Source organism: Macrococcus sp. S115, from assembly GCF_030067655.1.
Classification (GTDB): domain Bacteria; phylum Bacillota; class Bacilli; order Staphylococcales; family Staphylococcaceae; genus Macrococcoides; species Macrococcoides psychrotolerans.
In genome coordinates, this window is record NZ_JASJES010000001.1 from 473,302 (window position 1) to 492,701 (window position 19,400).

General features: G+C 37.9%; 23 protein-coding genes, 1 other RNA gene and 1 riboswitch. Of the genes, 2 read left to right on the top strand and 22 right to left on the bottom strand.

Annotated features, from left to right (window positions below; genetic code table 11):
- Nucleotides 1-105: 105 nt before the first annotated feature.
- From QNJ52_RS02375 to QNJ52_RS02405, 7 genes are all read right to left on the bottom strand, one after another.
- Nucleotides 106-930: a MetQ/NlpA family ABC transporter substrate-binding protein gene (locus tag QNJ52_RS02375; protein WP_283721795.1), complete on the bottom strand. Its 825-nt coding sequence runs from the start codon at nucleotides 928-930 to the stop codon at nucleotides 106-108.
- A gap of 54 nt (nucleotides 931-984) precedes the next feature.
- A complete protein-coding gene (locus tag QNJ52_RS02380; protein WP_120786594.1) occupies nucleotides 985-1,680 on the bottom strand; it encodes a methionine ABC transporter permease in 696 nt (231 codons plus the stop codon).
- A complete protein-coding gene (locus QNJ52_RS02385) occupies nucleotides 1,670-2,698 on the bottom strand; it encodes a methionine ABC transporter ATP-binding protein (RefSeq protein WP_283721796.1) in 1,029 nt (342 codons plus the stop codon). The genes QNJ52_RS02380 and QNJ52_RS02385 overlap by 11 nt, the downstream gene beginning before the upstream one ends.
- A gap of 72 nt (nucleotides 2,699-2,770) precedes the next feature.
- A riboswitch (SAM riboswitch) is annotated at nucleotides 2,771-2,873 on the bottom strand.
- 49 nt (nucleotides 2,874-2,922) lie between these two features.
- A complete protein-coding gene (locus QNJ52_RS02390) occupies nucleotides 2,923-3,234 on the bottom strand; it encodes a thioredoxin family protein (RefSeq protein WP_099482557.1) in 312 nt (103 codons plus the stop codon).
- A complete protein-coding gene (locus QNJ52_RS02395) occupies nucleotides 3,206-3,595 on the bottom strand; it encodes a toprim domain-containing protein (protein WP_219494136.1) in 390 nt (129 codons plus the stop codon). The genes QNJ52_RS02390 and QNJ52_RS02395 overlap by 29 nt, the downstream gene beginning before the upstream one ends.
- A 67-nt stretch (nucleotides 3,596-3,662) precedes the next feature.
- A complete protein-coding gene (gene gcvH, locus QNJ52_RS02400) occupies nucleotides 3,663-4,031 on the bottom strand; it encodes a glycine cleavage system protein GcvH (RefSeq protein WP_219494135.1) in 369 nt (122 codons plus the stop codon).
- Between the two features lie 73 nt (nucleotides 4,032-4,104).
- A complete protein-coding gene (locus QNJ52_RS02405; protein WP_219494133.1) occupies nucleotides 4,105-4,458 on the bottom strand; it encodes a Spx/MgsR family RNA polymerase-binding regulatory protein in 354 nt (117 codons plus the stop codon).
- Between the two features lie 127 nt (nucleotides 4,459-4,585).
- Here QNJ52_RS02405 and QNJ52_RS02410 point away from each other — a divergent pair, with 127 nt between their 5' ends.
- Nucleotides 4,586-4,909: a thioredoxin family protein gene (locus tag QNJ52_RS02410; protein WP_012656442.1), complete on the top strand. Its 324-nt coding sequence runs from the start codon at nucleotides 4,586-4,588 to the stop codon at nucleotides 4,907-4,909.
- A gap of 43 nt (nucleotides 4,910-4,952) precedes the next feature.
- Here the strand turns inward: QNJ52_RS02410 and QNJ52_RS02415 are convergent, their stop codons facing one another.
- The gene (locus QNJ52_RS02415) at nucleotides 4,953-5,486 is read right to left on the bottom strand and encodes a nitroreductase family protein (RefSeq protein WP_283721797.1); all 534 of its coding nucleotides are present in this window, start codon (nucleotides 5,484-5,486) and stop codon (nucleotides 4,953-4,955) included.
- Nucleotides 5,487-5,554: 68 nt separating this feature from the next.
- Entirely contained in the window at nucleotides 5,555-6,277 is a 723-nt protein-coding gene (gene aroD, locus QNJ52_RS02420; RefSeq protein ID WP_283721798.1) for a type I 3-dehydroquinate dehydratase, read from the bottom strand.
- 177 nt (nucleotides 6,278-6,454) lie between these two features.
- On the opposite strand from aroD, the gene QNJ52_RS02425 reads away from it, so the two are divergent.
- Nucleotides 6,455-6,709, top strand: a complete 255-nt coding sequence (locus QNJ52_RS02425) for a hypothetical protein (protein WP_283721799.1) — start codon at nucleotides 6,455-6,457, stop codon at nucleotides 6,707-6,709.
- An 87-nt stretch (nucleotides 6,710-6,796) separates the two neighbouring features.
- Here the strand turns inward: QNJ52_RS02425 and QNJ52_RS02430 are convergent, their stop codons facing one another.
- The 13 genes from QNJ52_RS02430 to QNJ52_RS02490 all read right to left on the bottom strand — a co-directional run bounded on the left by QNJ52_RS02430 (nucleotide 6,797) and on the right by QNJ52_RS02490 (nucleotide 19,274).
- A complete protein-coding gene (locus QNJ52_RS02430; protein WP_158552752.1) occupies nucleotides 6,797-6,958 on the bottom strand; it encodes a hypothetical protein in 162 nt (53 codons plus the stop codon).
- A gap of 76 nt (nucleotides 6,959-7,034) precedes the next feature.
- Nucleotides 7,035-7,393: a transfer-messenger RNA gene (ssrA, locus tag QNJ52_RS02435) on the bottom strand.
- A gap of 371 nt (nucleotides 7,394-7,764) precedes the next feature.
- On the bottom strand, nucleotides 7,765-8,226 hold the full coding sequence (smpB, locus tag QNJ52_RS02440) for an SsrA-binding protein SmpB (RefSeq protein WP_219494125.1): 462 nt from the start codon (nucleotides 8,224-8,226) through the stop codon (nucleotides 7,765-7,767).
- 10 nt (nucleotides 8,227-8,236) lie between these two features.
- Nucleotides 8,237-10,561 carry a ribonuclease R gene (gene rnr, locus QNJ52_RS02445; protein ID WP_283721800.1) on the bottom strand — a complete coding sequence of 775 codons (2,325 nt, stop codon included), beginning with the start codon at nucleotides 10,559-10,561 and terminating at the stop codon, nucleotides 8,237-8,239.
- A 12-nt stretch (nucleotides 10,562-10,573) separates the two neighbouring features.
- On the bottom strand, nucleotides 10,574-11,314 hold the full coding sequence (locus QNJ52_RS02450) for an alpha/beta hydrolase (protein WP_283721801.1): 741 nt from the start codon (nucleotides 11,312-11,314) through the stop codon (nucleotides 10,574-10,576).
- A 95-nt stretch (nucleotides 11,315-11,409) separates the two neighbouring features.
- Entirely contained in the window at nucleotides 11,410-11,643 is a 234-nt protein-coding gene (gene secG, locus QNJ52_RS02455) for a preprotein translocase subunit SecG (RefSeq protein ID WP_012656434.1), read from the bottom strand.
- Between the two features lie 93 nt (nucleotides 11,644-11,736).
- A complete protein-coding gene (gene eno, locus QNJ52_RS02460) occupies nucleotides 11,737-13,041 on the bottom strand; it encodes a phosphopyruvate hydratase (RefSeq protein ID WP_283721802.1) in 1,305 nt (434 codons plus the stop codon).
- A gap of 91 nt (nucleotides 13,042-13,132) precedes the next feature.
- Complete coding sequence (gene gpmI / locus QNJ52_RS02465) at nucleotides 13,133-14,668, bottom strand: 2,3-bisphosphoglycerate-independent phosphoglycerate mutase (RefSeq protein ID WP_283721803.1); 1,536 nt, start codon at nucleotides 14,666-14,668, stop codon at nucleotides 13,133-13,135.
- Complete coding sequence (tpiA, locus tag QNJ52_RS02470) at nucleotides 14,668-15,414, bottom strand: triose-phosphate isomerase (protein ID WP_219494115.1); 747 nt, start codon at nucleotides 15,412-15,414, stop codon at nucleotides 14,668-14,670. Before tpiA ends, gpmI begins: the two co-directional genes overlap by 1 nt.
- Before the next feature lie 16 nt (nucleotides 15,415-15,430).
- Nucleotides 15,431-16,621, bottom strand: a complete 1,191-nt coding sequence (locus QNJ52_RS02475) for a phosphoglycerate kinase (RefSeq protein WP_283721804.1) — start codon at nucleotides 16,619-16,621, stop codon at nucleotides 15,431-15,433.
- A gap of 106 nt (nucleotides 16,622-16,727) precedes the next feature.
- On the bottom strand, nucleotides 16,728-17,741 hold the full coding sequence (gene gap, locus QNJ52_RS02480; protein WP_012656429.1) for a type I glyceraldehyde-3-phosphate dehydrogenase: 1,014 nt from the start codon (nucleotides 17,739-17,741) through the stop codon (nucleotides 16,728-16,730).
- Between the two features lie 137 nt (nucleotides 17,742-17,878).
- Complete coding sequence (locus tag QNJ52_RS02485; RefSeq protein WP_423245840.1) at nucleotides 17,879-18,901, bottom strand: sugar-binding transcriptional regulator; 1,023 nt, start codon at nucleotides 18,899-18,901, stop codon at nucleotides 17,879-17,881.
- Between the two features lie 133 nt (nucleotides 18,902-19,034).
- Entirely contained in the window at nucleotides 19,035-19,274 is a 240-nt protein-coding gene (locus QNJ52_RS02490) for a glutaredoxin family protein (RefSeq protein ID WP_219494110.1), read from the bottom strand.
- Nucleotides 19,275-19,400 lie beyond the last annotated feature (126 nt).

Consider the following 19,400-nt stretch of genomic DNA (forward strand, 5'->3'; position numbering starts at 1 on the left):
ATCACAGTTTTAATTATAACGTAATTGAGAACGAATATGAATTAAATGAGATTAAATAATAAAAAAAGATGAATATTCCTATAGGAACATTCATCTTTTCTAATATTATTTCGCCGGGATTACAGCACCATTATATTTTTTATTGATAAAATCTTGTGTTTCTTTAGATTGTAATGCTTTCACTAAAGCTTTAATTTTAGCATCACCTTTGTGTCCTTCTTGTACCGCGATCAAGTTTGCGTAAGGTGAATCACTCTTTTCAATCGCAATTGAATCTTTTAATGGATTCAGTTTATTTTCAAGTGCAAAGTTAGAGTTAATGATCACTGCATCACCTTCACCATTGTTATATGATTTCGGTAAGAATTCAGCACTTTGCTTGTTGTTGAATTTAATGTTCTTCTTATTTTCTTTAATATCTTTAAACGTAGCTTTTACTGGATCTACGCCATCGTTCAATGTGATTAATCCAGCTTCAGTAAAGAATGATAAGAAACGCCCTTCTTCAGCTGGGTTATTTGATACAAATACTTCAGCGTTTTCTGGAAGCTCTTTTAATGATTTATATTTCTTTGAGTAGATAGCCATCGGTTCGATATGGATGTTACCTGCTGATTCAATTTTATATCCTTTTGCTTTCTTCTCAGTGTCTAAGTATGGTGTATGCTGGAAGAAGTTTGCATCAAGCTCACCTGCATCTAAGAAACGGTTCGGAGTTGTGTAGTCATTGATTGTCTTAATCTTTAAAGTATAGCCTTCTTTTTCTAATACTGGTTTAACTTGTTCAAGTAATTCCGCATGCGGTGCTGGTGAAGCGCCGACAGTAATCGTCTTATCGTCTTCTTTAGAAGCTTTCTTTTCGTTGCCTCCACAAGCTGCAAGTACAAGTACTAATGTAGCTACAAATAATAATGATATAAACTTTTTCATTTAATTCACTCTCTTTCCGTTATTTAATTTATAGTCAAATTCCATTGGAACTGATTATCGTTTATCAATACGTTTTGTGATTATATCACCGATAAATTGTATCGCAAATACAAGCAGTAATATTAACACTGTCGAAACTAAGATGACATCATTCTGTGCTCTAGTGAACCCTACTAAATAAGCTAGGTTCCCTAATCCACCTGCACCGATAACCCCGGCAATGGCAGTAGACCCTACTAAAGCGATTGCTGTTACTGTAATACCAGACACAAGTGCCGGTAAACTTTCAGGAATCAATACTTTACGAACTAATGTAAAGGTATTCGCACCCATTGACTGCACCGCTTCAATAACACCCTTATCAATTTCTTTCATCGCAATTTCAACGAGTCGCGCATAAAATGGTGAAGCTCCGATGATGAGTGCCGGCAATGCGCCTTTTACACCACTAATTGTCTGCATAATTAAGTTAGTAAACGGGAACAGGAGCAAGATTAAAATGATAAATGGTATCGCTCTGAATAAATTCACTAAAAATGCAGTGATGGAATAAAAGATGCGCACTCCTTTATTGTTACTGCGTGATGTGAGGAATAAGATAATCCCGATAATCAACCCGAAGAAAAATGTAAAGAAGGTTGCAATCAATGTCATTTGCAACGTTTCTACCGTTGCTGTCCATACATCTGCCCAAATTACATTTTTGAAGCTCAGCATCTCTTTAAGCGTATCTAAAAAACTAGTTTGCATCTTGTTCTACCTCCACTTCTACACCGTGACGCTTAAGTTCATCCGCAATTTTCGTAAGATCACCATTCACCGACGTTAAATGGACGATTAAATGTCCAAATGAGCCTGCTTGTGTATGCTTTACGTTACCTGCCAGAATATTCATATCCAGACCATACTTCTGTATCACCTGACTGACAATCGGCTGTCCTGTAGCAGAACCGATGAACTTAAGTCGAAGCAGTGTCCCTACAGGATACTCTGCTTTAATCTCCTTGATAGAAGCTTCCAGTTCTTCGTCAGAGATATCATCTTTTACGAAGCGCTTCGTAATGTTCGTCTGTGGATTGTTGAATACACTTAATACTGAACCTTCTTCAACGACCTTACCGTGTTCCATCACTGCGACACGATGGCAGATTTTACGGATAACTTCCATCTCGTGTGTAATCAGCACGATTGTTAAGTTCAGTTTCTTGTTGATATCAACGAGCAGTTCAAGAATTTCATCTGTCGTCTGAGGGTCAAGTGCACTTGTTGCTTCGTCACATAACAGTACTTTCGGATCGTTACTCAGTGCACGCGCGATACCTACACGCTGTTTTTGACCCCCAGACAGTTCGGAAGGATATGCATTTTCTCGACCATTGAGTCCAACAAGATTGATTAATGACTTCACCTTACCATCGATATCTAATTTCTTAACACCTGCAATTTCCAGTGGCAGCGCAATATTGTCATACACTGTACGCGACCACAATAAGTTAAAGTGCTGGAAGATCATCGAGATCTTCTGGCGTTTCATATTCAATGTTTTCTGATCAAGTTGATTGATAATATCATTATCAACCACCACTTCACCAGACGTCGGTTTTTCTAAACCGTTAAACATACGGATTAACGTACTTTTACCCGCACCACTAAAGCCGATGATTCCATAGATTTCACCTTGCGTAATATCCAGTGAAACACGATCTACAGCAGTGATGTCACCTTTTTTCGTTGTAAAAGTCTTTACAACATTATTTAACTTAATCACGTGCATCCTCCTAAAATAAAAAGTCGTCTTCCTTAAATACATAAGAAAGACGACATAGTGATATATTCGACTCTCTCATCTTCTAAAGTTTACACTTTATGTGAATTGGCACCATTTCTTTTCAGACGGTTGCCGGGCTTCAAAGGGCACATCCCTCCACCTCTCTTGATAAGAGCAACTATTAAATTGTTTTGTTAATGATTTTTATAATAAAGCAGATTGAATTATTCGTCAATAGATTTCGATAATATTTCGTATATTGAAGTAACAGACTCAAATCGAAATATCGTGTCAACGACTTCATTGTCTTTGACGATGAGCAATACAGGTACACTTGAAATCTTATACTGTGTACTGAGGGATTCATAATAATTCAAATCCAGCTTTAATATATCCAGCTTCAGTGACATGTTAACGATATCCAGCATCTTTTCTGCGAGTTTACATGTGCCACAAAAAGGGGTGTAGCCAAAAATAATATAATTGTCTTGTATTCTTTCTAGATCTTTAGATTGCAAATGCGTTCTGATACTCATAAGGTTGCGACTTACCTTTCCATTCAAACTGTTCTTTAATTTCAAAGTCATGACGACTGACAACTTTCGCTAAGTAATCAAGCGGACAATTACTCACCTCACCATACTTTGAATCGATATAAATATGATGTCCTTCGCTTAAATGACGCTTAAACCACGCTCTGATCTTGCGCCCTGCTTTATCACTGTCGGTCATGATATACACTTTATGATGATACAAGTCTTCAATCATGGCATCTAACTTCTCGATACCCATTGTACCATTCGTGCAAATAATATGTACAGGTTCCGTTAATACTTCTTGTAATCTTTTCTTGTCTCGCTTACCCTCTACCACGATGACCTTCTGAATTACAGACATTTTCCATCACCTTTTTCGTCATATTAAAAAATCCTTGATAAATTTATTATCAAGGAAAGTATATCATTTATGCATTAATCATTTCATCATATTGCGCTTGATCCATTAATTCATCAAGTTCGCTGTCATCTGCTTCAACTTTGATCATCCATGCTTGATCCATAGCAGATTCATTTACTAATTCAGGAGAATCTTCTAATTCAGAGTTAACTTCAACAACTTTGCCTGAGATTGGAGCATATAATTCAGAAACAGTTTTAACCGACTCAACGCTACCAAATGGTGAACCAGTAGTAATTTCATCGCCTACTTCAGGAAGTTCAACGAATACGATATCCCCTAGTTCTGATTGTGCAAAGTCTGTAATTCCGATTACTTTTACGTTATCTTCTAATTTAACCCACTCATGATCTTTTGAAAATTTTAAGTTCGACATTATAAGCCCTCCATATAAATAAAATACTTAACACTTTTATAATGACATAATGTAAGCGTATCTTCAATCTTTTTTATAACCAAGTTTGTTTATAGTCCGCTTCTTTGAATCCTAAAGTGATTCTATCCTTATTTACAGCTAAAGGACGTTTTACAAGCATTCCATCTGAGGCAAGAAGCTCTAATTTCTCTTCATACGATTTATCCGGCAATGTTTCCTTTAAATCAAGCTCCTTATACTTTGTGCCTAGCCTGTTGAATAATAAATCCACATCAACACCAGTATTCTTAATAATTGTATCAAACTCTTTTGCAGTGGGTGTATGTTCCACAATGTGAATCGGCTCGAAACTCACACCATTATCCGCAAGGTATTTTGCTGCTTTTCTACAGGTTGTACAGCTGGGTAACTGATAAAATTTAATCATATGTAACCTCCTGAATGTGATACCTCAATCATAACAACTTTGTAAGATTACGACAACTAAGCGTTTTCTTTTCTTTACTTCTTAAAAAGAAGTATAATATAAGAAAAGTATATAAGGAGTAATAAAAGTGAGAACAATTAGTCAATACGAAGAGTTTAAAGAAATTATTGCAAGTGAGGAACCTGTTGTTATCAAGTTCTTCGCAGATTGGTGCCCAGACTGTACGCGTATGGACTTTTGGATCGATCCAATTGTTGACGAATATCACAACTATAACTGGTATAAGATTAATCGTGACCAAGTGCCTGAAGCAGCAGATGAAAACGACGTTATGGGTATTCCAAGCATCTTAATTTTTAAGAATAGTGAAAAGCTAGCACACTTGCATTCAGCGAACGCCAAAACACCTGAATCAGTGAAAGCATTTCTAGCAGAACATTTAACAAAATAACAAAAAACTGCGCGTCCGGTTAACTGGATGCGCAGTTTTTATTTTAAAATAGCGTAATCAAGTTTTCTTTCTTTCTCTCCTTGTGCGGTGCTTCAGTTTGTGCTGTTAAATAAATTACACCATAGATTATTTCATCATCTTGAACATTTAATGCATCGTTCATTTTTGGATTTAGATAGGGGGGCTGTGTTTTTATGCAGCTACCAACACCGTTTTCAAATAGAGCGAGTGATAGTGTCTGCATAAACCCGCCAACTGCAAGTAAATCTTCGAAGTTTTCTTTCTGACGACGATCGCGTTTTCCAACTATGACGAGTACTCCAGCTAACTTTTTAACTGTTTCAATATGCGTCTGATACTTCTCTTCATTGTTTTTAAATGCGATATCAGCAAACAATTGTCCAAAATCAGCTAAGCGTTCTTTCTTCACCCATACTACACGCCACGGTTCACGCATACCATGGTTTGGTGTATATGTCGCGAGTTCGATAGAATCCTTAACCACGCTGTCGTCAACTGTCGTATCTTCATATTGCTTAATACTTCTTCTCTCTTTAATTGCCTGTTTTAATTCCATAAAAAACATCCTCTCACACTAATTGATAACTATTATCAATTATAGTAAAAGGATGTTCATTTGTAAACTTAATACAGTGCAAGCCGATGATGCAGATCACGTACATGAATCTGTCCTGGTGCTACAGGTTCACCTACATAGCCAAACGTCATTGACGAACCAAATACACCACATGCAAGTCGTGTTATCTTACCGATTTCACCCATCGCTATACCAATAACATTCGTATCATAAGCTTGCTTCGTTTCATACACTGCATCCATTAGATTCAGCACATCTTTACCATCATGAGGCATTACTGCAAGCTTACAGTAATCTGCATCTAGTGTAATCATCTTCTTGTACATCGCAAGCATATCTTTTATACGAGGTGTGTACTGAAATTCATGATGACTGATCAGTACTTCAATTTGATGCTGACGCGCGAGCTGTAATAAATCTGTCATGTATTGTTCATAAATCATTAAATCAATATCAATAATATCACAGAGGTCATTTAAAATTATAAACTTAATAATCTCATAATAATCTGCAGCTTCTATCGTTGCTCGGTCTCTATCATCGAACATACGATATGTAAACAACATCTTCTTATTTGGAAAACGGCTTCTAATATATAGAAGTTCATCTTTATAATCCGCTAGTGTCATCACCTTTAAATCTGCACGGTACTCAATAATATCAAAGAAAGCACTGTTTTCCTCAGCCTCTTTTACATGAATATTATCCTTATTTTGCACATCTGATAATGTAACGATAATCTTTGGAATCGCTAAACCTTTATCACTCAATTTAAATCCTCCTCAAATGAAAGCCCGAAACTGTGGTAAAATGTATATATGTGTTTGAAACGAGCTGTTTTCTCCATTCTACAACATCTTTGTTCTTTATTATATGAAAATAACCTCATTTTAAATTTGTATCTCAATTTAAATGGCGGAACACAAATTTAACTTAAAGGTGATACTATGAAAAATACATTCAATCTTAAATATTTACCAGGCTGGTCATTAACGAATAATACTAAAATTCCGATTCGATTAGTAGAAAATAAATCTTATATCGCAGTAACGAAACCTATTTACAAAAGTCATAGTATTCTTGATATCATTGAATTTAATAATGGAGAACCTGTTGCTTTCACCAATCCGAACAACAGTAACCAGATTGCTATAGCAATTAATCATGACACGAAAGAAATAACCGTTAACCCGCGTGATTAACGGTTATTAATTTATGCATTCGGTTGATGATGTGATGTCTCGAGGTGGCTCGTAAATTTATACACGCGCCACTTTGCTTATACTCACCTATTTATCAGATCGTTTCACTTCTTGTGATAATGTTAATATCGATAACAATACTGCCAATCCTAAGAAATAATACTTATAATCATCGATTGACGGTATAACAAATGACAGCAAAAATGCAATAAACAATATAACCGCTAGACCATTCATAAAATTATTCATAACATCCTCCTTTGTTCGTCTATAACCAATATAGCACAAAATAAATAGCCTATAACACCAAGTGTTATAGGCTAATGTATGGAGACGGCGGGAGTCGAACCCGCGTCCAAGGATCCTGCAGCTGATACTTCTACGTGTGTAGTCCTGTTATTAAGTTTCGCTATTAACCTGAAAACGGACATCCTGGTTAATAGCTAGCTCGATTAATCTCTTCTGTACAGACCGCAAGCGGAGGTGTACAGCGTATCCTACTTAAGTTGAACCTCTACATCAGGCACATAGGCGATGCTTGAGAGAGGTGCAGAGTGCGATTAGGCAGCTACTGCGAAATTGTTTGTTTTGCCAGTTATTATAAACTGTTGTGTTGATGACGAAGACAACCCTCCGACACGCTATACCAGCCCAAGTGACCCCTGTCGAATCCGTAACGCCCCCGTGGTTAGTATTTTCTAACTAGCATTTTCTAATATAACAAAATTATAAGGGAGTATCAAGAAAAATGATTGCATTGAAGATGGCCCATGTTTTTTATTTATGGGCCATCCTCAGCACCATACCCTGCTCTCGGCATTCATCTTGGCCCATGTTTTTTATTTATGAGCCATCTTCAGCACTATACCCTGCTCTTGGCATTCATCTTGGCCCATGTTTTTTATTTATGGGCCATCTTCAGCACTATACCCTGCTCTTGACATTCATCTTGGCTCATGTTTTTTATTCATGAGCCATCTTCAGCAGCAATCGCTACTTCATCTTAATCTCACACATCAAAATACGACCTGCCACATAAGCAGGTCGTACTTATTCTAATATCTTTCTTTCATTGCACGGTCCATTTCACGTTTCGCTTCTTTTGCTTTTAGGGCATGACGCTTGTCGTAGTCTTTCTTACCTTTCGCTACACCGATCAGCATCTTGCAGTAGCCGTTTTTAATATATAGCTTCAGTGGTACAAGCGTGTAGCCTTGTTCACGAGTCTGTCCAAACAGTTTATCGATCTGTTTTCTTTTCAATAGTAACTTGCGTGTTCTAAGTGGATCATGGTTAAATCGATTACCCTCTTCATAAGGTGCAACGTGCATATTGTAGACATACATTTCACCATTATACACGCGTGCATAGGAATCACGTAAGTTTGCGCTTCCACGTCGAATGGACTTAATTTCTGTTCCTTTAAGTTCGATTCCCGCTTCTATCGTTTCTTCAATCGTATAATCGTGACTCGCTTTTCTATTTTGTGCTAATACTTTTCCGGTTCCTTTAGGCATAACGTCACCTCTACTTCTTCTTTCTACGTCCTGAATTTTTCACCGCTTTCGCATTATAGAACGGTTTCTTATTTTTATGCTTCTTACTCATTTCTGTGCCACGCGCTTTACCGCGTCCTTTTTTTTGCGGTTTTTCATCAGATGATTTTGTGTTCCTTTTCGCTTTAATTTTCACTTCGCGAATCTTATCTTCAATCTTCTTCATATCCATACCAACAATCGCAAAGTCAATCATGCGTTCATCAACGTTGACATTCACAACTTTTACGCGCACTTTCTGACCGATTCTGTATACTTTACCGTGACGTTCACCAATCATCGCCATATGACGTTCATCAAAGTTATAGTAATCGTCTGTCATGTTTGAATTATGAACCATACCTTCGATTGTATTCTCAAGTTCAACGAACATACCGAAGTTTGCAACACTGCTGATAATCCCGTCAAATTCTTCACCGATATGCTGCACCATGTATTCTGCCTTCTTCAGATCATCTGTATCACGTTCGGCATCGATGGCACGGCGTTCTCGTTTAGAAGTATGCTCACTAATCTCGATCAATGCTTCTGCCCAGAAATCCTGTGCTTTATCGTCCATAGATTTCTCGAACAAATATTTACGAATCAGTCTGTGCACGATTAAATCTGGATAACGTCGTATCGGGGATGTGAAGTGCGTATAATATTCAGCTGATAATCCAAAATGACCTAAGTTTTCTTCTGAATACTTCGCCTGTTGCATCGAGCGCAGCATAAGTGTCGAGATAACGAGTTCTTCAGGTTTACCATGAATTTCGTTACCGATATTCTGCAACGTTTTCGGATGAATATTCTCTGTGCCACCCTTAACTAATATACCGAAGTTTGTAATAAACTCAAAGAAACGTTTCAGGCGATCCGCTTTCGGTTCTTCATGTACGCGATAGATGAACGGTACTTTCATCTTTGCAAAGTGTTCTGCAACTGTTTCATTTGCTGCAAGCATAAAGGATTCAATCAAACGCTCACCGAGCCCTCTATCTCTTATCACTACTTCTCTAGGAACGCCGTCTTCATCTACTAATATCTTTGCTTCTTTTAAATCGAAATCAATCTCTCCACGTGCTTCGCGCATACGTTTAAGAATCGCTGCTAAATCTTTGGCGTGTAATAGTAGTTCATGAATATGTGCATATTTATTGATTAAAGCTTCATCCTTATCCTCTAATATTGCATTCACGTCATCATAAGTCATACGTTCGTCCGAATGTATCACACTTTCATAGATTTTATGATTTACAGTATGTCCATTTGGTGTGATTTCCATCTCACAGCTTAATGTTAAACGGTCTGCGTGTGGATTAAGTGAACAAATACCATTGCTGAGTCGATGTGGTATCATCGGAATTACGCGGTCCACTAGATACACACTTGTGCCACGTTCATATGCATCTGCATCAAGACTAGATCCTTCTGTTACATAGTGGCTGACATCAGCAATAGAGACGATTAAACGGTAGTTCCCATTATCCAGCTTATCAACGCTGATTGCATCATCTAAGTCTTTTGCATCGGCTCCATCAATTGTAATCGTCAGAACGTCACGTAAATCCGTTCTTCCTGTGATTTCTGAGGGACTGATTTCATCTGGTACATTATTAGCTTCTTCAATCGTCGCTGGATTGAATTCAATATTAATCCCGTGTTGATAAATTATCGATAATATATCAACGCCTGGATCATTTTTATGACCAAGAATGGCTTTTACCATACCTTCAGGATTATTCGTACCATCAGCATACTGCGTAAGTTCTACGAGTACTTTATGACCTTCAACTGCCCCTAAATTTTTACCTTTTGGAATAAAGATATCTTGTGTAATTCTTGAGTCGTCGGGTAATACAAAACCGAAATGTTTCGCTTCAGTATAAGTACCGACAACTTGAGTAATTGCACGCTTTTCAATTGCCTTTACTTCACCTTCATTACGACCATCTCGCGCCTTTGATACGCTCACGAGTACCGTATCTCCATCCATAGCACGATTAATCTTATTCGGTGGAATAAATACATCATCTACTGTTTCGTCCTCTGCTCTTACGAATGCAAAACCTTTCTTATGCTGACTCAGCGTTCCTTTTACGAGTGCTTTACTACCATCAAATGCAATGTAGTACTTATCGTTTTTCGTGCGACTCAATTTTCCTGTTTGTTCTAAATGTACAAGCGTTTTAACTAAATCTTTAAATGCATCTGCACTCTCAAGATTTAGATGCGCTTCTATTGCTTCTATCGTAACTGCACTACCCTTTAATGATTTTAAATATGCAATTACTTCATGTTCATACAGATGCATATAATTCCTCCTTTAATTTGACCAGTCTAATTGTTCTAAAAACTGATGATAATCTTCAAATAACTGTTCTTTTTCTTTATCTATTGTTATAACGTGACCACTTTGTTCATACCAATGCATTTCTTTGTCATCGCTTCCTGCTTCATTGTAGATGATGTTCGCTGAATCTGGATTAATCATCGTATCTAGTCTACCTTGAGCTACAAACAGTGGTGCGTATACATTATCTACTGTATCTCGGACATCTTGAATCGTCATTTGTAAATCTACAAGCATATCTGTCGGATGGAAATTTTCCATTTCCTGATTAATCTGAGTTTCAGGTTTACCTTCACGCTTCTTAAATTCACGTGCATATGCCAGGACACCTTCATACATATTGCCAGTTGTCTTAATATACATCGGACTGCACATTGTAGCTACACTTAACACATCACGATATTGCGCCAGTTTCAAAGCGAAGACACCACCAAGCGATAGTCCTGCTACTGCAATTTCATTATACCCTTTTTCAACTAAGAAATCATAAGCTTCTAGGACTTGGCTCCACCATACGTGGGGACTAGATGCAAGCAGTTCTTCCGGGGGTACCCCGTGACCTTCATAGTGCGGTGCATAACTTGTATAACCTTTTTTCTGCAGGAATCTTCCAAGTTGTCTCACATCTGATGAATTTCCTGTAAACCCATGTAATAATAGGACTGCTCTTTTTCCCTCTTCAAAAAAGAACGGTTCTGGTAATCTCATTTTCATAATACATTCTCCTTTTAATAACCTCATCTACTATTGTAAGTTTTTTCGAACAGATTTAAAATAAAAAAGCCCGAACGCGATTGTCCGGACCTGTTTTAAATATTAAAGTAACCAATAGCAATAGTAATTAAGAATAATAATACCGATGCAACAATTGTGATTCTATTTAATATTAATTCTACACCACGTTGTTTTTGTTTACCGAAAAGTGTCTCAGCACCGCCGCTGATCGCACCTGATAAACCACTGCTCTTACCTTCTTGTAAAAGTACAACTGTGATTAATACGAAACAATCTATAATTAATAAAACGGTTAATAGCGTATTCATGAGTGGTCCTCCTATATGATAACTTTTAACATTTTACCATATATACATAAAAAAAGGAAGAGACGTCGTCACGCCTCTCCTTTATAAATATAATTACTTATTTAAGTTGTAGAATGCATTTAAACCTTTAAATTTTGCAGTTTCAAATAATTCATCTTCAATACGTAACAATTGATTGTATTTCGCAATACGGTCAGTACGTGATAATGAACCTGTTTTAATTTGTCCAGCGTTTGTTGCAACTGCGATATCCGCAATTGTAGTATCTTCAGTTTCACCAGAACGGTGTGAAACAACTGCAGTGTACCCAGCTTTTTGAGCCATTTCGATTGCTTCGAATGTTTCAGTTAAAGTACCGATTTGGTTCACTTTAATTAAGATTGAGTTACCAACGCCTTCGTTAATACCACGTTCTAAAATCTTAGTGTTCGTAACGAATAAATCATCACCAACAAGTTGTACCTTATTGCCTAAACGATCTGTTAATGCTTTCCAGCCTTCCCAGTCATTTTCATCCATACCATCTTCAATTGTGATGATTGGATATTTGTTTACTAATTCTTCTAAATAATCTACTTGTTCAGCAGAAGTACGTTTTTTACCGTTTTCACCTTCAAATTTAGCGTAGTCATATACACCGTTTTCGAAGAACTCAGAAGCAGCACAGTCAAATCCTAAGAATACATCTTTACCTGGCTCAAGTCCTGCAGCTTTAATCGCTTCTAAAATTGTTTCAACAGCATCTTCAGTACCTTCAAATGTCGGTGCGAATCCACCTTCATCACCTACAGCAGTAGATAAATTACGGCCTTTTAAGATTTTCGCTAAGTTGTGGAAAATTTCAGCGCCCCAGCGTAATGCTTCTTTGAAGTTTGGTGCCCCTACTGGTAATACCATGAACTCCTGGAATGCGATCGGTGCATCTGAGTGAGAACCACCGTTAACGATGTTCATCATCGGAACTGGTAATTCAGTACCGTTAAATCCACCTAGATATTTGTATAAAGGCATACCTAAGTATTCAGCAGCAGCACGAGCTACAGCGATAGAGACACCTAAAATTGCATTGGCACCTAATTTACCTTTATTATCTGTACCATCTAATGCGATCATCATTTTGTCGATTGATACTTGATCAAGTACCGAGAAGTCACCTTCAATAATCTCAGGTGCGATAATTTCATTTACGTTTTCTACAGCTTTTAAAACACCTTTACCCATATAACGGTCTTTATCACCATCACGTAGTTCTACTGCTTCGTGTTCACCTGTTGAAGCTCCTGATGGTACTAATGCACGCCCTAGTGCGCCACTTTCAGTAAATACTTCTACCTCAATTGTAGGGTTACCTCTTGAATCTAATACTTCGCGTGCATAAACATCTGTAATAATTGGCATTTATAAAAACTCCTCTCAATTTGTGTTCTTATTTATTATTATTGATTTAATTGAAATAATCAATTATTTGTATTTCATTTTCTGTATCACATTAACCTTTTTGAATCAACGACTCACCAGTCATATCTTCAGGTTGTTCAACACCCAATAAATCGACTAATGTCGGTGCTAGATCAGCTAGACGGCCGCCGTCACGCAACGTAATACCTTCACGCGTCACAATCACAGGTACTGGATTTGTTGTATGTGCTGTCATCGGACTACCATCAAGCTTTACCACTTCATCCGAATTACCGTGATCAGCTGTAATAATCGCTGTCCCTTGCATTTCCAAGATCTTGTCTACTACTGCACCTAGACATTCATCCACCGCTTCAATCGCTTTAATCGTTGGTTCCAGCATGCCAGAATGTCCAACCATATCAGGATTAGCAAAGTTTAAAATAATTAAATCTAAATCGCCTTTATCAAGTTCAGCAAGCAATGCATCGCGTACTTCATATGCACTCATTTCAGGCTGTAAGTCGTAGGTTGCAACTTTCGGTGAATTTATCAACACACGACGTTCGCCTGGAAACTCATCATTACGTCCACCACTCATAAAGTAAGTGACGTGCGGATACTTTTCTGTTTCAGCGATACGCAGTTGTGTCAAGTTGTTACTTGCTGCGACTTCACCGATTGTGTTCACTAAATCTACCTTTTCAAACACAACATCTGCTTTCACTTGATCGTTGTACTTAGTAAATGTTACGAACTTAATCCCGATTAGACGCTTATCCATCTTGAAGCCGTCAAATTCTTCATTCGTATATACTTCTGAAAGCTGTGCTGCACGGTCAGGTCTGAAGTTGAAGAAAATCATCGCATCTCCGTCGTTTACACCCGTGTTCTCTTCTCCTTTTTCGTGGTCTTTAACCACAAACGGAACAACGAACTCATCATTTACACCTTCTGCATAACTTGCTTCTACACCTGCAGCGGCTGAACTATATTCTACACCTTTTCCGTATGTCATAGCATCATATGCTAATTGCTCACGATCCCAGCGTTTGTCTCTATCCATCGCATAGTAACGACCAGAAACAGAAGCAAATTGACCGATACCAATCTCTTCAAACTGCTTTTCAGTTGTCTCGATATACTTAAGCGCTGTCTGCTGACCGACATCGCGACCATCTAAAAACGCATGCACATAAACCTTGTCCACCCCTTGCTCTTTCGCAAGTTTAAGTAACGCAAATAAATGTTCATAGTGACTATGCACGCCACCATCAGAGAGTAATCCCATTAAGTGCAGCACTGTATGATTCTCTTTCACATGCTGCATTGCGTCTAGCAGCACCTGATTCTTAAAGAAGTCACCATCTTCAATCGATTTATTGATACGTGTCAAAGACTGATAGACAACACGGCCTGCTCCAATGTTTAAATGGCCCACTTCAGAATTCCCCATCTGTCCTTCAGGCAATCCTACATCCAATCCACATGCTTTCAGTTCGCTATGTGGATATTGATTGTAGTAACGGTCAAAATTTGGTTTATGTGCTTGAGCGACTGCATTCCCAAATGTTTCTTTACGGTTTGCAAAACCATCTAAAATGATTAAAGCTGTCGGGCTTTTCATTACTTAGCACCTTCTAACAATTGAACAAAAGAATCCACTTCTAACGATGCGCCACCTACTAATGCACCATCGATGTTTTCGTTTGCCATATATTCCTTAATATTACCTGGTTTAACAGATCCGCCGTATTGGATACGCACAGCTGCAGCTGCATCTTTACCGAAGTCTTTTTCCACAACTGAACGCACGAACTTACAGCTTGCTTCAGCATCTTCACTTGTTGCAGATTTACCTGTTCCGATTGCCCAGATAGGTTCATAGGCAATAACAAGCTGCTTCACTTGTTCAGCGTCAAAACCTTTAAGCGCGTTGCTTACTTGAGCACCTACTTTAGCTTCAAACTGACCTGATTCACGTTCTTCGTCTGTTTCACCACAACAAATGATTGGTGTCATCCCATGTTTAAATACAGCCAATGCTTTCTTATTAATATCTTCGTCTGTTTCACTAAAATATTCACGACGTTCAGAATGTCCTAAAACTACATACTGTACACCTAGATCCTTTAATGCTGCTGGAGATGTTTCGCCAGTGAATGCACCGCTATCTTCAAAATAACAATTTTGAGCACCAACTTGTAAGTTTTTAACATCAGCAGAAATAATTGCATCTAATTGAATATGTGGTGCACAGATTACTGCATCAACACCTTCTGCCGGTAACTCTGGTAAGCTTGAAACAAATGCTTTCGCTTCTTTTACCGTTTTGTTCATTTTCCAGTTTCCTGCGATAATTGGTTTTCTCATTTATAAAAACTCCTTTTTATTTGTCAGAAATTGATTTAATACCTGGTAGTTCTTTACCTTCTAAGTACTCTAACGAAGCGCCGCCGCCTGTTGAGATATGCGTGAACTTATCTGCGAATCCAAGGTCCATTGCTGCTGCTGCTGAATCTCCACCGCCGATAATTGTAGTCGCGTCTTTCAATTCAGCAATTGCTTTACATACTCCTACGGTACCTTTCGCAAAATTACTCATTTCGAATACACCCATCGGTCCGTTCCATACGACAGTTTTAGCGCCTTCAAGTTCTTTGCCAAATAATTCAACTGTTTTAGGACCGATATCTAAAGCTTGTAAATCAGCTGGAATGTGATCGATTGCTACTGCTTCTATTTCTCCATCATTTGAGAACTCTTTTGTCACTTTCGCATCAACAGGTAAAACAAGTTTATCTTTACCACGTTCCATTAAACCTTTCGCTAAGTCAATTTTATCTTCCTCTAATAATGAATGACCGATTTCTTTGCCTTGCGCTTTTAAGAAAGTGTACGCCATGCCGCCACCGATCAATACTTTATCAGCTACTTCTAATAAGTTCTCGATAACACCGATTTTATCTGATACTTTCGCACCACCTAAAATGGCAACGAAAGGACGTTCTGGTTTTTCAACGACACCACCGATAAACTTAATTTCTTTTTCCATCAAGAATCCTGCAGCAGTATCTATATGTGTCGCAACACCAACGTTCGATGCATGCTCACGGTGGGCAGTACCGAACGCATCATTCACAAATACATCTCCAAGTGATGCCCAATACTTCCCAAGTTGCGCATCGTTCTTACTTTCTTTCTTACCATCAACATCTTCGAAACGTGTGTTTTCGAATAATAATACTTCACCTGATTGTAATGCATTAATTGCTGATTCTAACTTTTCTCCACGTGTTTCAGCTACAAACTGAACATCTTTTTCGAGTAGTTCTGATAAACGATTTGCTACAGGTTGAAGTGATAAATTCGCCTTATCTTCTTCGGTTTTCACTTTACCAAGGTGAGAGAATAATATCACTTTCCCGCCTTGTTCGATAATATATTTAATAGTAGGTAATGCTTCAACGATACGATTATCGTTCGTAATGTTCCCATCTTTCATCGGTACATTGAAATCAGCACGCACGAGTACTTTTTTATCTTTTAACTCTAAATCTGAAACAACCTTTTTAACCATGTTATGGCCTCCTAATAATATATTCTTACAATATAATTATACCAAATAACTTATTAAAAAAAGCAGGAGAAGCGAAATCTTCCCCCGCTTACGCGTGAATAAACTATTATTTAGCTTGTGCTTGTTCAGCTAAGAATTCTAATGTACGAACTAATTGTGCAGTGTAGCTCATTTCGTTATCGTACCAAGCAACTGTCTTAACCATTTGGTGTTCACCAACAGTCATTACACGTGTTTGTGTTGCATCGAATAATGAACCGTAAGTAATACCGATGATGTCTGATGATACGATTTCGTCTTCAGTGTAACCGAATGATTCGTTAGAAGCAGCTTTCATTGCAGCATTTACTTCTTCAACTGAAACTTCTTTTTCTAAGATTGTAGTTAACTCAGTTACTGAACCTGTTGGAACTGGAACACGTTGCGCTGATCCATCTAATTTACCTTTTAATTCAGGGATAACTAAACCGATTGCTTTTGCAGCACCTGTTGAGTTAGGTACGATGTTGTTCGCTGCTGCACGTGCACGACGGAAGTCACCTTTTGCGTGTGGTGCATCTAATGTGTTTTGATCACCAGTAAATGCGTGAACTGTCATCATTAAACCTTCGATAATTCCGAATTCGTCGTTTAATACTTTAGCCATTGGTGCTAAACAGTTTGTAGTACATGAAGCTCCTGAAACGATCTCTTCTGAACCATCTAATACGTCATGGTTAACGTTATATACTACAGTTTTTAAGTCACCTTTTGCTGGCGCTGAAATTAATACTTTTTTAGCGCCTGCTTCGATATGCGCTTGAGCTTTTTCTTTATCTGTGAAGAAACCAGTACATTCTAAAACTACGTCGATTCCAAGTTCGCCCCATGGTAATTCAGCAGGGTTAGGATTTTCGAATGATTTAACTTCGCGACCGTTGACACGGAATCCACCTTCAATAACTTCAACTTCTTCTTTGAAACGCCCTTGTGTTGTATCATATTTTAATAAATGCGCTAACATTTTATCGTCTGTTAAATCGTTAACCGCTACTACTTCAATACCTTCTACCTCTTGTAATCTTCTGAATGCTAAACGTCCGATTCTACCAAACCCGTTAATTGCTACTTTTACTGCCATAATGTATGGCCTCCTTTAAATGTCTATTTTTAAGGGGTATACCCTTTACTACCAACTTCATCATACATCCTTATTATAATCAAAATACACAGAAAAATAAAAATATTACACTTCTGATATTAAGATTTCCTTTGAAACTACTGATTCATCAGCCAGTTACCTACAACTGAATCTGTAATCAATACTGTATGCTTCGGAGCTATCTTCAGATAGGAAGCTATCGCTTCTTTCTTACTATTTCCTCCTGCTACAGCAATGATTCTTTTATCTTCAGTAAGATCATCAAGATGTATACCAATTGTTCTTACACGATAAACGATGTTGCCATCCTCATCAAAATAATAACCGAAAGCTTCGGCAACAGCATTGCCATCCATCAGTTTCTTCATAACTTGTGGTGACGAGTGTCTTCGTTCCGCCATCTTCTGAGCTGAACCAATGCCATGCAGTACAATATCTGCCTGTTGAATATGATGTAATACACGTCTAACAGACTGTTCTTCAAGAAGTGCATTATAACCTGCTTCACTTACTTGGTCCGGGACATAAAGAACTTCGAACGTCCCACCCGTCTGTTCAGCCATCAAATGCGTTATCGCATTAGCTTGAAAAGAAACTTCTTCACCTAATCCGCCACGCGCAGGAATAAAATTGATAGATTTATCTGTAGGACGCATTGAACGCGCAATGTGTGCCATTGTGGATCCTCCAGTTACAGTTACTCTAGTCCCATCTTCAAAACAGCTTTCTAGATACTCGCTTGTCGCCTGACCCATCCTAAGCTTCACTTCATCATCGATGTCTGCATCACCACTTACAACGATCACCTTTTGAATAGCAAAACGACTTTCAATTGCATGTGCAATATGTTCTAGCCTAGTCAAACTATCCATAGAAGCTTTCATCTTGTAAAGCACATCTTCGCCACTTTCAGTTACTGACATTCCTTTAGACGTAATGATAATCAAACCCTGTGTTTTTAATATATCCGTCTCAGTTCTAAGGATGCGTTCACTGAGGTGAACCGTTTCACTAAGTGCCCGTCTGCCAATCGGCTGTTGCAGCTCAATTGCAGAGAGTATTTGAAATCTTCGGTACATCTTGTCAACTAAATCAGGGACAAGCTTCTTTTGAACCTCAAATAAAGCATTCAAATACATCCCTCCTCAATTAGTTATGGACAAAATTTGTCCCGCTCGGGTCAAAAAGTAACTTGCGTTACACATACATAATAGCAAGTCCATCTATAGTAAGCAAGTAAAAGCTCCTAAAAAAATAATGAATACGCTTTCTTCAGTTATCGCTTAAATATTCCAGAATGGTCACAAAATCAATCTGGCCTTCCTGTATCACAACATCATTATGTAATAGTACTGGAATCGACATGAAATATTGCACTTCTAATGCTGGATCGCTCGTAATATTGATTTCGTTCACAGTGAAATCAATATCTTCTTGTGCTAGGGCAATTTGAATCTTTGCATCATTACAAAGTCCACATTGATTTCCTACTAATAAAGTAAGTTCTTTCATAAATACACTCCTTTTAATGTGATTTCGACCTAAATAATACTATAATATTAGCAGTAACGTTAAAAATATGAATGATATGAGCGCTTTTTTTGACTATCTTTGACTTTATAGTGTATATTAAATTTA

Coding starts and splice junctions, on each gene's coding strand:
- QNJ52_RS02475 (WP_283721804.1), bottom strand. CDS start 16,621: ATGGTTAAAAAGGTTGTTTCAGATTTAGAGTTAAAAGATAAAAAAGTA.
- QNJ52_RS02430 (WP_158552752.1), bottom strand. CDS start 6,958: ATGAATAATTTTATGAATGGTCTAGCGGTTATATTGTTTATTGCATTT.
- QNJ52_RS02395 (WP_219494136.1), bottom strand. CDS start 3,595: ATGTCTGTAATTCAGAAGGTCATCGTGGTAGAGGGTAAGCGAGACAAG.
- QNJ52_RS02425 (WP_283721799.1), top strand. CDS start 6,455: ATGAAAAATACATTCAATCTTAAATATTTACCAGGCTGGTCATTAACG.
- QNJ52_RS02490 (WP_219494110.1), bottom strand. CDS start 19,274: ATGAAAGAACTTACTTTATTAGTAGGAAATCAATGTGGACTTTGTAAT.
- QNJ52_RS02485 (WP_423245840.1), bottom strand. CDS start 18,901: ATGTATTTGAATGCTTTATTTGAGGTTCAAAAGAAGCTTGTCCCTGAT.
- QNJ52_RS02450 (WP_283721801.1), bottom strand. CDS start 11,314: ATGAAAATGAGATTACCAGAACCGTTCTTTTTTGAAGAGGGAAAAAGA.
- QNJ52_RS02415 (WP_283721797.1), bottom strand. CDS start 5,486: ATGGAATTAAAACAGGCAATTAAAGAGAGAAGAAGTATTAAGCAATAT.
- QNJ52_RS02390 (WP_099482557.1), bottom strand. CDS start 3,234: ATGAGTATCAGAACGCATTTGCAATCTAAAGATCTAGAAAGAATACAA.
- gpmI (WP_283721803.1), bottom strand. CDS start 14,668: ATGAAAAGCCCGACAGCTTTAATCATTTTAGATGGTTTTGCAAACCGT.
- smpB (WP_219494125.1), bottom strand. CDS start 8,226: ATGCCTAAAGGAACCGGAAAAGTATTAGCACAAAATAGAAAAGCGAGT.
- rnr (WP_283721800.1), bottom strand. CDS start 10,561: ATGCATCTGTATGAACATGAAGTAATTGCATATTTAAAATCATTAAAG.
- QNJ52_RS02375 (WP_283721795.1), bottom strand. CDS start 930: ATGAAAAAGTTTATATCATTATTATTTGTAGCTACATTAGTACTTGTA.
- QNJ52_RS02380 (WP_120786594.1), bottom strand. CDS start 1,680: ATGCAAACTAGTTTTTTAGATACGCTTAAAGAGATGCTGAGCTTCAAA.
- gap (WP_012656429.1), bottom strand. CDS start 17,741: ATGGCAGTAAAAGTAGCAATTAACGGGTTTGGTAGAATCGGACGTTTA.
- eno (WP_283721802.1), bottom strand. CDS start 13,041: ATGCCAATTATTACAGATGTTTATGCACGCGAAGTATTAGATTCAAGA.
- secG (WP_012656434.1), bottom strand. CDS start 11,643: ATGAATACGCTATTAACCGTTTTATTAATTATAGATTGTTTCGTATTA.
- gcvH (WP_219494135.1), bottom strand. CDS start 4,031: ATGTCGAACTTAAAATTTTCAAAAGATCATGAGTGGGTTAAATTAGAA.
- tpiA (WP_219494115.1), bottom strand. CDS start 15,414: ATGAGAAAACCAATTATCGCAGGAAACTGGAAAATGAACAAAACGGTA.
- QNJ52_RS02405 (WP_219494133.1), bottom strand. CDS start 4,458: ATGATTAAATTTTATCAGTTACCCAGCTGTACAACCTGTAGAAAAGCA.